The organism is Pseudokineococcus sp. 5B2Z-1, assembly GCF_037482305.1.
In the GTDB taxonomy this organism is placed as follows: Bacteria; Actinomycetota; Actinomycetes; order Actinomycetales; family Quadrisphaeraceae; genus Pseudokineococcus.
Genome location: NZ_JBBHZG010000003.1, coordinates 363,705 through 377,696, shown reverse-complemented (window position 1 = coordinate 377,696; position 13,992 = coordinate 363,705). Strand labels below are relative to the sequence as shown.

General features: G+C 74.1%; 13 protein-coding genes. 7 read left to right on the top strand and 6 right to left on the bottom strand.

Annotated features, from left to right (window positions below):
* Positions 1 to 34 precede the first annotated feature (34 nt).
* Positions 35 to 727 (top strand): class I SAM-dependent methyltransferase, encoded by a 693-nt coding sequence (locus tag WDV85_RS10255; RefSeq protein WP_339570511.1) that lies wholly within the window; start codon positions 35 to 37, stop codon positions 725 to 727.
* A gap of 13 nt (positions 728 to 740) precedes the next feature.
* Here WDV85_RS10255 and WDV85_RS10250 read toward each other — a convergent pair whose 3' ends face one another.
* Genes WDV85_RS10250 through WDV85_RS10240 form a run of 3 tightly spaced genes read right to left on the bottom strand, consistent with a single transcriptional unit; the run spans position 741 to position 2,549 of the window.
* The gene (locus WDV85_RS10250; protein ID WP_339570510.1) at positions 741 to 1,535 is read right to left on the bottom strand and encodes a nitroreductase family protein; all 795 of its coding nucleotides are present in this window, start codon (positions 1,533 to 1,535) and stop codon (positions 741 to 743) included.
* Positions 1,536 to 1,537: 2 nt separating this feature from the next.
* Complete coding sequence (locus tag WDV85_RS10245; protein WP_339570509.1) at positions 1,538 to 1,960, bottom strand: hypothetical protein; 423 nt, start codon at positions 1,958 to 1,960, stop codon at positions 1,538 to 1,540.
* A gap of 10 nt (positions 1,961 to 1,970) precedes the next feature.
* Positions 1,971 to 2,549 carry a DUF3043 domain-containing protein gene (locus WDV85_RS10240; RefSeq protein ID WP_298803873.1) on the bottom strand — a complete coding sequence of 193 codons (579 nt, stop codon included), beginning with the start codon at positions 2,547 to 2,549 and terminating at the stop codon, positions 1,971 to 1,973.
* Between the two features lie 102 nt (positions 2,550 to 2,651).
* Between WDV85_RS10240 and WDV85_RS10235 the strand changes: the two genes are divergently transcribed.
* From WDV85_RS10235 to WDV85_RS10210, 6 genes are all read left to right on the top strand, one after another.
* Entirely contained in the window at positions 2,652 to 4,139 is a 1,488-nt protein-coding gene (locus WDV85_RS10235) for a M20/M25/M40 family metallo-hydrolase (protein WP_339570508.1), read from the top strand.
* A 168-nt stretch (positions 4,140 to 4,307) separates the two neighbouring features.
* Complete coding sequence (locus WDV85_RS10230; RefSeq protein ID WP_171204364.1) at positions 4,308 to 4,694, top strand: HesB/IscA family protein; 387 nt, start codon at positions 4,308 to 4,310, stop codon at positions 4,692 to 4,694.
* Positions 4,695 to 5,009: 315 nt separating this feature from the next.
* Positions 5,010 to 5,663, top strand: coding sequence for a leucyl/phenylalanyl-tRNA--protein transferase (aat, locus tag WDV85_RS10225; protein WP_339570507.1), 654 nt, complete (start codon positions 5,010 to 5,012; stop codon positions 5,661 to 5,663).
* 202 nt (positions 5,664 to 5,865) lie between these two features.
* A complete protein-coding gene (ctaC, locus tag WDV85_RS10220) occupies positions 5,866 to 6,750 on the top strand; it encodes an aa3-type cytochrome oxidase subunit II (RefSeq protein WP_298803879.1) in 885 nt (294 codons plus the stop codon).
* Positions 6,747 to 8,516, top strand: a complete 1,770-nt coding sequence (gene ctaD, locus WDV85_RS10215; RefSeq protein WP_339570506.1) for an aa3-type cytochrome oxidase subunit I — start codon at positions 6,747 to 6,749, stop codon at positions 8,514 to 8,516. The genes ctaC and ctaD overlap by 4 nt, the downstream gene beginning before the upstream one ends.
* Entirely contained in the window at positions 8,513 to 8,911 is a 399-nt protein-coding gene (locus WDV85_RS10210) for a cytochrome c oxidase subunit 4 (RefSeq protein WP_298803883.1), read from the top strand. Before ctaD ends, WDV85_RS10210 begins: the two co-directional genes overlap by 4 nt.
* A gap of 1,501 nt (positions 8,912 to 10,412) precedes the next feature.
* Here WDV85_RS10210 and qcrB read toward each other — a convergent pair.
* The 3 genes from qcrB to qcrC are packed head-to-tail and all read right to left on the bottom strand — an operon-like array spanning position 10,413 to position 13,929.
* Positions 10,413 to 12,104, bottom strand: coding sequence for a cytochrome bc1 complex cytochrome b subunit (gene qcrB, locus WDV85_RS10205; protein ID WP_339570505.1), 1,692 nt, complete (start codon positions 12,102 to 12,104; stop codon positions 10,413 to 10,415).
* Positions 12,101 to 13,129, bottom strand: coding sequence for a cytochrome bc1 complex Rieske iron-sulfur subunit (gene qcrA / locus WDV85_RS10200; protein ID WP_339570504.1), 1,029 nt, complete (start codon positions 13,127 to 13,129; stop codon positions 12,101 to 12,103). The genes qcrB and qcrA overlap by 4 nt, the downstream gene beginning before the upstream one ends.
* The gene (gene qcrC, locus WDV85_RS10195; protein WP_339570503.1) at positions 13,126 to 13,929 is read right to left on the bottom strand and encodes a cytochrome bc1 complex diheme cytochrome c subunit; all 804 of its coding nucleotides are present in this window, start codon (positions 13,927 to 13,929) and stop codon (positions 13,126 to 13,128) included. The genes qcrA and qcrC overlap by 4 nt, the downstream gene beginning before the upstream one ends.
* Between the last annotated feature and the right edge of the window lie 63 nt (positions 13,930 to 13,992).

The following is a 13,992-nucleotide window of genomic DNA, read 5'->3' as shown; positions in this document are numbered from 1 at the left end:
GACCGGTCCGGCCGAGGCGGGCGAGGATGACCGGGTGACGCCGGAGGAGGTCGTGCGCGCGGAGGCCGCCCCGGCGCCCGTGCCGCTCGTGCCGGAGGTCGTGCTGCCCGTCGCCGCCGACGTCATGGCGGTGTGGCAGCGCGCGGAGGACCGCGCCGGCGCCCCGCAGCCACCGCCCTTCTGGGCCAGCCCGTGGGCGGGCGGCCAGGCCCTGGCGCGCACGGTGCTGGACCGGCCCGGCCTCGTGGCCGGGCGGCGGGTCGTCGACGTCGCCTGCGGGTCGGGCCTCGTGGCCGTGGCGGCGGCCCTCGCCGGCGCCGGCGACGTGCGGGCGCTCGACGTCGACCCGGCGGCGGTGGCCGCCGCCCGGTGGTCCGCCGCGCTGAACGGAGTCCACGTCGAGGTGCTGCTCGCCGACGCCCTGGCGGACGCCGGCCCGACCGGTCCGCTGGGCGGGGCGGAGGTGGTCCTCGTCGGCGACCTCTTCTACGAGCGCTCGACGGCGCTGCGGCTGCTGCCGGTGCTGCGGCGCCTGCGCGAGGGCGGCGCCGACGTCCTCGTCGGCGACCCCGGCCGCGCCCACCTGCCCCGCGCGGCCTTCGACGAGGTGGCGCGCCACGACGTGCCCGTCGTCGGGGGGCTGGAGAATCGCGCCGTCCGCTCCACGGCCGTGCTGCGCCCCCGGGCCCGGCCGGGGGACGGAGCCGGAGGCAGCGGGGAGCGGTAGGCCCCCCGGGCGATCAGTCCCCCGGCTCGTCGCTGAGGGGCGTCCGGCAGGTGCCGCGGTAGACGTACTGCGAGAGCCGCTTGCGCTGGCGGCTCGACCAGTCGATGCGCGGGCGGCGCGCCTCCTCGGGCACGTAGCCGAGGCGGTACACGGCCATGAGCTCGAGGTCGTCCGGCACCGCCAGCATCTGCTGGATCTCGGCCCAGGCCTCGGGCACCTCCATGGGGAAGGAGACGAACTGGATGCCCATGCCGAGCTGCACCGTCGTCAGCCAGATGTTCTCCACCGCGGCGCCCATGCCGAAGACCGAGTAGAAGCCGGAGAGCTCGCCCGGGCGGTACTCCTCCTTGTCGAGCAGCACGGCGAGCAGCAGCGGGGACCCGGCGACGAGCTGGCGGTTCTGCTCGGCAAGGGTCCGCGGGACGCGGAGCCGGTTCATCATCGCCTGGCCCGCGCCGGTGAAGACCGAGCGCGTGAAGGGGCGCAGGACCGCCGGCAGCTGGTCGATGAGCATCCCGTCGCGCCGCCGCTCCATCTCCTCCTCGGAGAAGCGGAAGTAGGGCTTGTACCGCTCGAAGAAGGTGCCGTTCGAGAGCATCCGCGCCATCGAGCTCGCGCTGATGTCGGCGACGCGCTCGATGACCTCGCGCTCCTCGACGAGGACGAAGCGCCAGGGCTGGCTGTTGAAGTGCGACGGCGCGGTGCCCGCGACCGTCACGAGCAGCCGCTGGTGCTCCTCCGAGACGGGGTCGGGCAGGAAGTGGCCGTTGGTCGTGCGGCGGTTGCGGACGACGTCGAGGAACTCCACGGTCAGCGCCTCCGGGGGGTGGTCGGGGTCCGGTCCGCGGCGCGCTCGGAGGCGGCCGCGCGCAGGGCGAGCAGGTAGGCGGGCGCGGCCGAGGCCGCCAGCAGGACGTGCCCGCGCGAGGGCGCCCGCACCCGGGGGAGGACGGCGAGGGGCACGAGCGCCGGGGCGAGCAGGGGGGCGGTGCGGCTGCCGGCCGCCGCTCCGAGCGCGACGGCTCCCGCCGCACCGGCCACCACGACCCCGTAGAGGGCGTGGTGGACCCAGTGCACCCGTGAGGTGTCGACCAGGCGCAGCCCCACGGCCGTCCCGAGGGCGCAGTTGGCGGCGTAGAGCGCCGCGGCCGCGCCGGCGCCGGTGCGGGCCACCCGCCGTCCGGGACGCCGGACGGGGGAGGGCCCGGGACGCCGGCCGGGGGAGCGGCTCACGGCGCCGCCCTCAGCGCGGCTGCTCGCCGTGGCGGACCTGCGGCTTGGGCAGCCGGCTGCGGCGGATCTGCAGCGCGCGCAGGACGCCGTAGCGCACCGTGCCCGCCGGGAGGTCGTCGCCGAAGCGCGCCGCGAGGCGCTTCTTGAGGTGCCGGTTGAGGAGGAAGGAGTCGACGACCACCGCGAGGACGACGAACCACAGGGCGAGCGTCGAGTACAGCCCCCACAGCGTGTTGACCGACTGCAGCGCGAACTGCAGGACGACGAGGCCCAGGGCCGCGAAGAGGAGGTACTCCCCGACGTTGCGGCGGGCGTCGACGAGGTCGCGGGTGTAGCGGCGGGCCGGGCCCTTGTCGCGGGCGGGCAGGTAGCGCTCGTCGCCCGTCTCCATCGCCGAGCGCGTGCGCAGGCGCTCGCTGCGCAGGCGCTCGCGGGAGGCCTTCGCGGCGGCCCTGCGGTCGGTGACGACGAGGGGGCGGCGGCGCGCCGCCTCGGCCTCGTGGCGCCGCGGCGTCGGGCGCCCCTTGCCGACCGCGGGCGGGGCGGTCTCCTCCACGGGGGGCGGCGAGGTCTTCCGGCGTCCGAGCACGGGCCGAGGATAGGTGCTCGCCGTGGTGGCCCCCGGCACCGCTGCCCGGGGCGGGCCCCGAGCCCGGGGGGCGGCGTCGGACCTCCTCGGTAGCGTCGCCGCATGGCCGACCCCCGCGCGCACGAGACCCGCCCGACGCCGCCGACCAGCCCGGTCGACCCGACCCGCCCGACCGGGGGGAGCGACGACGGGCGCGCGCCGGAGGCCGACCCGCGGGTGCCGGCGCTGCGCGAGCGCGTGCGGGGGCTGCTGCCCGCGGCGCGGGCGGACCTCGAGGCGCTCGTGCGCGTCCCCGGCGTGTCCTCCTGGCCGGACGCCGCCGCGGCGCTGGACGAGAGCGCCGCCGCCGTCGCCGACCTCCTGCGGGGCGCCGGGATGCCGGAGGTGGAGGTGCTGCGGGCGCGGTGCGCCGACGGCTCACCGGGCGCACCGGCCGTCCTGGCCCGCCGCCCCGCCCCCGCCGGGGCGCCCACGGTCCTCCTCTACGCCCACCACGACGTCCAGCCGCCCGGGCCCGCCGCGGCCTGGACGTCGCCGGCCTTCGAGCCGGTCGAGCGGGACGGCCGGCTCTACGGCCGCGGCACCGCCGACGACAAGGCCGGCGTCATGGCGCACGTGACGGCGCTGCGCGCCCTGCTGCCGGGCTGGGGGCCGCAGGAGGGGCTCGGCGTCGTCGTGCTCGTCGAGGGGGAGGAGGAGTCGGGGTCGCCCTCGCTGCCCGACCTGCTCGCGACCCACGGGGACCGGCTCGCCGCCGACGTCGTCGTGGTGGCCGACTCCGACAACTGGTCGGTCGACCGGCCCTCGCTGACGACGAGCCTGCGGGGCCTGCTCGAGCTCGAGGTGGGCGTGCGGACGCTCGACCACCCGCTGCACTCGGGCCTCTACGGCGGCCTGGTGCCGGACGCGACGACGGCGCTGACGGTGCTGCTGGCCCGGCTCTGGGACGACGAGGGCGACCTCGCCGTCGAGGGGCTCGTGCGCGGCGAGGCGGCCGACCTGCCCCGGACGGAGGAGGAGCTGCGCGCCGACGCCGGGGTGCTCGAGGGCGTCGCGCTGGTCGGCCGCGGGAGCCTGCTGTCGCGGACGTGGTCGCGGCCGTCCGCCACGGTCGTGGCGACGGACGCCACGTCGATGGCGGACGCGAGCAACACGCTGGCCGCGTCGGCGCGGGCCAAGCTGTCGGTCCGCCTGGCGCCCGGCCAGGACGTCGACGAGGCCGAGCGGCTCGTCACCGCCCACCTGGAGGCCACCACGCCCTTCGGCGCGCACCTCGAGGTGCGGCGGCTCGGCTCCGGCCGCCCCTTCGACGGCGCGAGCGCCGGCGACGCCGCCGTCCTCGCGGCGGCGGACTGGGCCCTCACGACGGCCTGGGACGGCGCGACGGTGGCCCACCAGGGGATGGGGGGCTCGATCCCGGTGGTCGCGGAGCTGCTCGACGTCCTGCCCGGCGCCACGGTCCTCGTGACGGGCGTGGAGGACCCGGACACGCGGGCCCACGGCGTCGACGAGTCGCTGTCGCTGCGCGTGCTCGAGGGCGCCTGCACGGCCGAGGCCCTCCTGCTCGCCCGCCTCGCCGGCCAGGCGTAGCGGCACCCCGCCCACGGCGTCGGGCGCCGCTCCTCCCGGCGCCGCGCGGCGGCGTCTACCCTCGGGTCGTCGGAACAGACCGGCGACCGGCGCCGTTGGCGCCCACGTACCCGCTCTCCCGAGAGCTCGACACCCCGGCGCCGCGGCGCCCGCAGTGCGGAGGCACACATGAGCACGCAGACCTCGGAGACCACGACGCCGACCGAGCCCGCCACGGCGCCCGCGAAGACCCACGGCGTCGAGCTGAGCACGCCCGCCGTCGAGAAGGTGCGCAGCCTCCTCGACCAGGAGGGCCGCGACGACCTGCGCCTGCGCGTGGCCGTGCAGCCGGGCGGCTGCTCCGGTCTCATCTACCAGCTCTACTTCGACGAGCGCACCCTCGACGGCGACGCCGTCCGCGACTACGACGGCGTCGAGGTCGTCGTGGACCGCATGAGCGTGCCCTACCTCGACGGCGCGACGATCGACTTCGCCGACACGATCGAGAAGCAGGGGTTCACGATCGACAACCCCAACGCCGGCAGCTCCTGCGCCTGCGGCGACTCCTTCAGCTGACGCGGCGCCCCCGCGTCCCGGCGCCGTCGCGCACGTGAGGGCACCCGCCGGCGCCGGCGGTGCGACCAGGGCCGCCGTCCCTCCCCGGGGCGGCGGCCCTCGTCGCGCCCGGGGCCGGACGTGAGCCCCCGACCGGCCGGGACGCCCCGGCCGGGACGCCCCCGGGCGGGCACGGGTCCCGCGGCGCCCGGGCCGGCAGCGGGCGGGCCAGCAACGAGAGGTCCGGCCCCGGGCACGGGCGGTCCGCGGCTGCGCTCGGGCTGGGGGCCCTCCCTGGCGGCGGCCCTCGCCGGCGCGGAGCCGGGGGAGGACCTCGTGGCGACGGGGGCCGACCTCGAGCCCGCCACCCTGCTCGACGCCTACGCCCTGGGCCTGTTCCCCATGGGGCTCGGCGGCGGCGGTCGCCGCCCGATCGGCTGGTGGTCGCCCGACCCCCGCGGCGTCCTCCCGCTCGACGGTTTCCGCGAGACCCGCTCCCTGCGCCGGTCGCGGCGCTCGTTCACCACGTCGGTCGACGGGGCCTTCGCCGACGTCGTGGACGGGTGCGCCGACCCCTCGCGCCCCGGCCGCTGGATCACGGCCGAGGTGCGCGAGGCGTACCTGCGCCTGCACCGGCTGGGCCACGCCCGCAGCGTCGAGGTCCGCGACCCCTCCGGCGCGCTGGTGGGAGGCCTCTACGGCGTCGTCGTCGGCGGGCTCTTCGCCGGGGAGTCGATGTTCTCGCGGGCGACCGACGCCTCGAAGGCCGCGCTCGCGGCGCTCGTCGAGCTCCTGCGCGACGACGGCGCCGGCGGCGAGGGCCGCCTGCTCGACGTCCAGTGGCGCACCGACCACCTCGCGTCCCTCGGCGTCGTGGAGATCCCCCGCGCCGCCTACCTGGCCCGGCTGGCGCGCGCCGTGGAGCTGCCGCCCCCGCCCGGCCTCACGGGCGACGGCGGCGGGGCGAGCGGTCCCGAGGGCGGGGCCTGAGCCGCGGCTGACCTGCCCCCGGGCGGGGCTCGAGCCGGAGCCCGGGCCGGGGCGTCGACGGCCCCGCGGGGCGGGGGCGCGCCGCGGGCGCGAGCCCGCCTCACCCGTCGGGGGGGCGGGGGGTAGCCTTCGAGCCGTCAACACCCCGCTGCTCGACGCCGTGCCCCGAGGGCGCGGCGCCGACGGACCCGGAAGGCCGACAGTGCGCCCGACCGCCACGAAAAGCCCTCGCCGCAGGGCGCTCGCCCTGCTCGGCGGGACCGCCGCGACGGCCCTGCTCACGGCGGGGTGCTCCGCCCAGGAGCTCTCCACCGGGTGGCTCCCCAGCACGCGGGACACCACCGACGAGACCGGCCGCATCATCACGCTGTGGAACGGCTCCTGGATCGCCGCGCTCGCCGTCGGCGTGCTCGTCTGGGGCCTCACGCTGTGGGTGGTGGTCGCCTACCGCCGCCGCAAGGACGAGGTCGGCCTGCCGGCGCAGCTGCGCTACAACGTGCCGCTGGAGATCCTCTACACGGTCGTCCCGCTCATGATGGTGGGCGTCCTCTTCTACTACACCTACCGGGACCAGACCGAGATCGAGGCGCTGCCGGAGAACCCGGACGTCAACATCGGCGTCGTCGGCAAGCAGTGGGCCTGGGACTTCAACTACGCCGACGAGGACGTCTACGAGACCTCGACGCAGGTCGACCTCGACGAGCAGGGCAACCCGATCAGCGAGATCCCGACGCTGTACCTGCCCGTCGACCAGACGGTCGAGTTCACCCTCACCTCGCGCGACGTCATCCACTCGTTCTGGGTGCCGGGCTTCCTCTACAAGAAGGACATGATCCCGGGCCGGGAGAACGTCATCGCCCTGACGCCGCAGCAGACCGGGGTGTTCGAGGGCAAGTGCGCCGAGCTCTGCGGGCAGTACCACTCGGAGATGCTGTTCCGCGTCGCGGTCGTCGAGCAGGACGAGTTCGACGCGCAGATGGAGCGGCTGCGGGCGGCGGGCCAGACCGGCCAGCTCGGCAGCGACCTGGACAAGACCACTGCCGACGGCTCGGTCGAGCCCGTCGACGCCGCGGAGGGCGAGCGATGACCACCTACTACGAGGCGGCCGGTGCGGGGGAGGCCACGACCACCAGCACCCGCCAGTCGCTGGGCCGGGTCTCCGAGCGCACGCTCGGCCGCGCGGTCGTGTCCTGGATCACCTCCACCGACCACAAGACCATCGGCTACCTGTACCTGGCGACCTCGTTCTTCTGGTTCCTGGTCGCGGGCGTGATGGCACTGGTCATCCGCGCCGAGCTCTTCGAGCCGGGCATCCAGATCGTGCAGAACAAGGAGCAGTACAACCAGCTCTTCACGATGCACGGCACGATCATGCTGCTGATGTTCGCGACGCCGCTCTTCATCGGCTTCGGCAACGTCATCACGCCGCTGCAGATCGGTGCCCCCGACGTCGCCTTCCCGCGCCTCAACATGTTCTCGTTCTGGCTGTTCGCCTTCGGCGGGTTCATGGTCTTCCTCGGCTTCTTCGTGCCGGGCGGCGCGGCCTCCTTCGGGTGGTTCGCCTACGCACCGCTGAGCAGCCAGGTCTACTCACCCGGCGTCGGCGGGGACCTGTGGGTCTTCGGCCTCGCGCTGCAGGGCTTCGGCACCATCCTCGGTGGCGTCAACTTCATCACGACGATCATCTGCATGCGCGCCCCCGGCATGACGATGTTCCGGATGCCGCTGTTCACCTGGAACATCCTGCTGACGTCGGTGCTCGTCATCATGGCGTTCCCGCCCCTGGCCTCGGCACTGCTGGCGCTGGGCGCCGACCGCCGGCTGGGCGCGCAGGTCTTCGAGGCCGAGAACGGCGGCGCCATCCTCTGGCAGCACCTGTTCTGGTTCTTCGGGCACCCTGAGGTCTACATCATCGCGCTGCCGTTCTTCGGCATCGTCACGGAGATCTTCCCGGTCTTCAGCCGGAAGCCGATCTTCGGGTACAAGGGCCTCGTCTTCGCGACGATCTCCATCGCCGGCCTGTCCGTGACGGTGTGGGCCCACCACATGTACGTCACCGGCGCGGTGCTGCTGCCCTTCTTCGCCTTCATGACGATGCTCATCGCGGTGCCCACCGGGGTGAAGTTCTTCAACTGGATCGGCACCATGTGGCGCGGGTCCATCACCTTCGAGACGCCGATGCTGTGGTCGATCGGCTTCCTCGTGACCTTCCTCTTCGGCGGTCTGACGGGCGTCATCCTCTCGAGCCCGCCGCTGACCTTCCACCTGTCCGACAGCTACTTCGTGGTGGCGCACTTCCACTACGTCGTCTTCGGCACCGTCGTCTTCGCGATGTTCGCCGGCTTCTACTTCTGGTGGCCGAAGTTCACCGGGACGATGCTCGACGAGAAGCTCGGCAAGATCCACTTCTGGCTGCTCTTCGTCGGCTTCCACGGCACCTTCCTCATCCAGCACTGGCTGGGTGTCATCGGGATGCCGCGCCGCTACGCCGACTACCTGGCGACCGACGGCTTCACCGGCATGAACCAGGTGTCGACGATCTTCTCGTTCATCCTCGGCGCCTCGATGCTGCCGTTCGCCTACAACGTCTACAAGACGTGGCGGACCGCTCCCCGCGTCGTCGTCGACGACCCCTGGGGCTACGCCCGGTCGCTCGAGTGGGCGACCTCGTGCCCGCCGCCGCGGCACAACTTCGTCGCCATCCCGAGGATCCGCTCGGAGTCGCCGGCGTTCGACCTCCACCACCCGGAGGTCGCCGCTGCCACGGCGACGACGCCCGACCGCAACACCCTCGACCGCCTGTACGGCGAGGCCGACCTCGCCGGTGAGCCGAAGGGGAAGAACAACGCATGAGCATCGAGACCAAGCTCTTCTTCAGCGGCGTCTTCGTCTTCGTCCCCGTCGGGATCATCTACGGCCTGTGGTCGCGGTGGGAGGCCGTCGGCACGACGGGGCTCTTCCTCACGGGTGGCCTCGCCGCCATGGTCGGCGGCTACCTGTGGCTGACCGCCCGGCGCATCGACCCCCGTCCGGAGGACGACCCGCAGGCGCACATCAGCGAGGCGGCCGGCGACCAGGGCTTCTTCAGCCCGTGGTCCTGGTGGCCCCTGCCGCTGGCCCTGTCGGCGTTCGTCATCTTCTTCGGCGTGGCCGTGGCCTGGTGGGTGGCGTACATCGGTGCGGCCATGGCCGCGCTCTCCCTCGTCGGCTTCGCCTTCGAGCACTACCGCGGGCGCTTCGCCCACTGACCCGCACGGCCTCCCCGAGAGCGCTCGGGACCGACGACGACGCCCCACCGCACCTGCGGTGGGGCGTCGTCGTCGTCGCGACGGCTCGGTGAGCGGAGGGCAGCGGCCCCGCGGCCGGTGGCGAGCGCAGCCGCCGCCCGCTCACCGGAGGTCTGGTCATCAGGCACGGGAGACCTGGTCGCCGGGCGCGGGAGGCCGCGGGCCCCACTGCGGCGACGTGGTCGACCGGCAGCGCAGAGCGGCGTGGAGGGGCCGGGGAGCCCTCCGCTTCGCTGCTGGTGTCCTGGTCCTACCGGAGCTGCTCGGCGCCCGCTCGGGGCCCGTCGGCACGCGTCGGCGGACCTCCTGTGGGCCGGAGCGCGCTCACGGTCTCTCCGGCGGCGGTGACGACGTCGCGGGCCGTGAGGGCAGCCGCGTCATCGGCAGGACCCGCGACCGGTCGCGGGCAGCACCGTGCTGGCCTCTCGTGCCCGCGCAGGCCTGCTCGTGCCCGCGTCGGCCCGCTCGTGCCCGCGTCGGCCCGCTCGGACCGTCTCCGGCCCTCTCGGGTGATCTCGGGTCTCTCGGTCGCCCTCGTTCGGGAGCTGGCGCGGCCTCGCTCTGCGGCGCGCACGGACGACCGGTGGGCGGCAGGCCGGTCCCGGCCGGCGCCGCGCGGCCCAGGTGGTCTCAGGAGGCGCGGTGGTCTCAGAGGGTGCGGTGGTCTCGGGAGGCGTGGTGGGGGAGCCAGCGCCATCGCTGACCCGGGAGGACGCCCGGGGACCCTGCCACCCCTGCGTCCGCTCCGCCCCCTCGGGTGCGCCACCCTGCGCGCCGAGAGGGGGCCGACGGCGACCACGCTTCCCCGCGGGGCACCAGGCCTCCAGCGCCGCGGCGGTCGCCCGCAGGCCGCCTGGGAGGCGCCGAGCGCCTGGTCGACACCCAGCCCAGCCCAGGCGCAGGCCCAGCGCCCGGGCCGCGGCCCGGGCGAACGGGTGCTGGACGCCACGACCCTTCTGAGGAGCAGCGAGCACCTGGGCCGGATCCGGCCTCTCCGCCGGTCGGCAGCGGTCGACCGACGTGTGGACCGGTGAGCCGAGCGCCCACCGTCCCCGGCCGTGGCCACCCGCGGGCAGCGGCGCGCCCGACCGGGGTCACGTGCCGGAGACCCCGTCCTGGCCGCGGCCGCGGCCGGGGCCGTGCGCGCGCTCGTCCCGGGCTCGTCCGGTCCTCCCTCCTCCGCCTGCAGCGCGGCCGCGTGGTGGCCGGCGAAGGCCTGCCCACGACGTCGCGGTACCGAGGGGCTCGGCGCGAGCTCGGAGCGGGAGTCGGGCGTCGACGTCGTGTCACGCCCAGCCCGTCCGACACCGGGTCGAGACGCGGAGCGGCCGCGACGAAGCGCGAGGTCCCTCGTCCCGCCCCGGGACCCACCAGCCCCGCCGGAGACGACGAGAGCGCCCCTCCCGCAGGGGAGGGGCGCTCTCGTCGTCATGGGTCGGTGTCGCTCAGACCCGCGAACTGGTCAGACGCTGGAGCCCAGCTCGCGCCGCTCGGCCTCGCGGCCCTCCGGCTGCTCGATGGCCTCGTGCTCGCCGTGGTGGCGGGCCGCCTCGAGCTCGCGCGGCGTCACCGGCTCGACGCGGTCCTCGAAGAAGAAGTTCGAGAGGTTGGCACGCAGGCGCTCGTGGGCGGGCACCTTGCGGCCGTCCTCGCGCTTCTTCGGCGGGATGGCGAGCGGGCGGTAGGCCTCGTGCTGCACGAGGACCCAGCGCTCGGTCTCGCTGAGCGGCTCGTGCACCTCGAAGTACTCGCCGTCCGCGGTGCGGACGACACGGCCGGTCTCGTGGCCGTGCAGGGCCAGCTCGCGGTCCTTGCGCTGCAGGGAGAGGCAGATGCGCTTCGTCACGACGAACGCCACGGGGGGGAGGACGAAGAACGCGAACCGCAGCAGCCACGTGAGGTCGTTGATCGACATCCGGAAGGCGATGGCCATGAGGTCGTTGCCGGCCGCGGCCCACATGACGCAGTAGGACACGATCGCCATGACGCCGATGCCGGTGCGGACCGGGGCGTTGCGGGGGCGGTCGAGGAGGTGGTGCTCACGCTTGTCGCCCGTCACCCACTGCTCGAGGAAGGGGTAGGAGATGAGCGCCACGACCATGAGCCCCGGCACGACGAGGGACGGCAGGAAGATGTTCAGCGACAGCGTGAAGCCGGCGATCGTGAACTCCGGCTGCCCGGGCATGAGGCGCAGCAGCCCGTCGACGAACCCGATGTACCAGTCCGGCTGCGTGCCCGCCGAGATGGGTGACGGGTCGTACGGGCCGTAGTTCCAGATCGCGTTGATCGACACCAGCCCCGAGATGAGGATGATGACGCCGAACACGATGAAGAAGAAGCCGCCCGCCTTGGCCGCGTAGACCGGCAGCAGGGGGAAGCCCACGACGTTGTCGTTCGTGCGGCCCGGGCCCGGGTACTGCGTGTGCTTGTGCGCCACGACCAGCGCCAGGTGCAGCGCGATGACCGCCAGGATCAGCCCCGGCAGGACGAAGACGTGGAGGATGTAGAGCCGCGGGATGATCGACTCGCCCGGGAACTCGCCGCCGAACAGGAAGAAGACGATGTACGTCCCGACCACCGGGATGGCGAGGATGACGCCCTCGATGATCCGCAGGCCGTTGCCGGAGAGCAGGTCGTCGGGAAGCGAGTAGCCCGTGAAGCCCTCGGCCAGGGCCAGCACGGCCAGGATGACGCCGAGCACCCAGTTGAACTCGCGGGGCTTGCGGAAGGCGCCCGTGAAGAAGACGCGGAGCATGTGCACGACGATGGCGGCGACGAAGATCAGGGCCGACCAGTGGTGCACCTGCCGCATGAGCAGGCCGCCGCGGATGTCGAAGGACAGGTTGAGCGAGGAGGCGTACGCCTCCGACATCGTCACGCCGTACATCGGCGCGTAGGAGCCCTCGTACTCCACCAGCGTCATGCTCGGCACGTAGAAGAGCGTGAGGAACGTGCCGGAGATGAGCAGGATGATGAAGCTGTAGAGGGCGACCTCGCCCAGCATGAAGGACCAGTGGTCCGGGAAGACCTTGCGGGCGAAGCCCTTGACGAGACGGGCGGCGCCGATGCGCTCGTCGAGGTAGTCAGCTGCGCCGGCGGACAGGCGGGCGGTGCGGCTGGTGGGCGTGTACGCGTTGGTGCCGGTGGTGCTCATCCGCGCTCCCAGTAGCTCGGTCCGGGGGGTTCGAGGAAGTCGCTCTGCGCCACGAGGTAGCCCTCGTCGTCCACCGAGATGGGGAGCTGGGGCAGGGCGCGCTTGGCCGGTCCGAAGATGACCTTGCAGTGCTGCGTCAGGTCGAACGTGGACTGGTGGCAGGGGCAGAGGAGGTGGTGCGTCTGCTGCTCGTACAGGGCGACGGGGCAGCCCACGTGGGTGCAGATCTTCGAGTAGGCGTAGATCCCGTCGACGTCCCAGCCGGCGCGGTCCTCCCGGTAGTCGACGACGTCGGGGTCCACGCGCATGAGGAGGACCGCGGCCTTCGCCTTCTCGTCGAGGAAGTGCTCGCTCTCGTAGAGGTTCTCCGGGATGACGTGGAAGACCGACCCGATCGTCACGTCCGAGGCGAGGATCGGCTCCGCCGAGGGGTCGAGCGACAGCCGCACGCCCTCGTCCCACAGCGTGTGCGCCAGCGCGTCGCCGGGGGCCGGGCCGAGGTCGCGGAGGAGGACGACGGCCGGGAGGGGAGCCAGGGCCGCGGCGCCGACGAGGCCGCCGAGGATGAACGGCCGGCGCCCGAGACCGGACTCCTGGCCGCCCTGCACCATGATCGCGGCCGCGTCGGTGCGCTCGGCCTCGGTGCCGCGCTGGGGGTGGCGCTCGTCGAACATCTCGGTGTCGGGCATGAGCGTCTTGGCGAGGTGCACCGCCGCCGTGCCGATGAAGAAGATGCCCGCCCCGAGGCCCAGGCCGAGGGAGATGTTGCTGACCTGCAGCGTCGCGAAGGTGCCGTCCAGCGGGAAGGCGAAGTAGGCGACGATGAAGAAGATCGAGCCCACCGCCGACAGGCCCAGCATCGCGAGGACCTGGCGCTCGGCGCGCTTGGCGGCGCGGGGGTCGACGTCCGCCTGGCGGTGGCGGTGCGCCGGGAGGCCCGGGTTGCGGAAGCGGACCGGGGTGCGGCCGGCGTCCGGCTCGTCCGCCGGGGACTTCCCCGAGTTGGGGAGCTGGATGTCGCTCACGAGGACTTCGCCCCCAGCCAGACCGCGCAGCCGATGAGGAGGACCATCGCGCCGACCCAGACGAAGAGGCCCTCGGTGACCGGGCCGATGGACCCGAGCGACCAGCCGCCGGGGGAGGCCGTCCGGTTGACGTTGTCGAGGTAGCTGATGATCTGCTGCTTCTCCTCGGGCGAGATGTTGTCGTCGTTGAAGACCGGCATCGACTGCGGACCCGTCTGCATCGCCTCGTAGATGTGCCGGTTCTCGACGCCCTCGAGGCTCGGGGCGTACTTGCCCTGCGTCAGGGCGCCTCCGGCGCCGACGACGTTGTGGCACATGGCGCAGTTGATCCGGAAGAGCTCGCCGCCCGTGGCGATGTCCTCCGGGTCCTCGAGCGCCACCACGCTCGACGGCTCCGGGATGGCGGGGCCCGGCGCCAGGGAGGCGACGTAGGCGGCGAGGTCGGCGACGTCCTGGTCGTCGAACACCCGCGGCTTCTGCGGCGCCTGGGGCGCCTGCTGGGCCAGCGGCATGCGCCCGGTGGCCACCTGGAAGTCGACGGCGGCGGCGCCCACGCCGATGAGGCTGGGGCCGGCGGTGCCCCCCTGGGCCTGCAGGCCGTGGCACGTCGCGCAGTTGGCGAGGAACAGCTCCTGCCCGCGGTCGACGTCGCCCGTGGCGCCCTCGACGGTCGGGGCGGCGGTGGCGTCCGCGCGGTCCGGAGCCAGGGCCGTGTAGGCGGCGCCCGTCACCAGCAGCGCCATGAGCAGCAGCAGCGCCGTGGCGGCGGGGTGGCGCCGGCGGGCGGCGAGGGTTCTCACGTCTAGGGGTTCCTCACGCTCGGGGTGCGGTGCGGGGCCGTCGTGCCGGTGGCCCGATGGTGC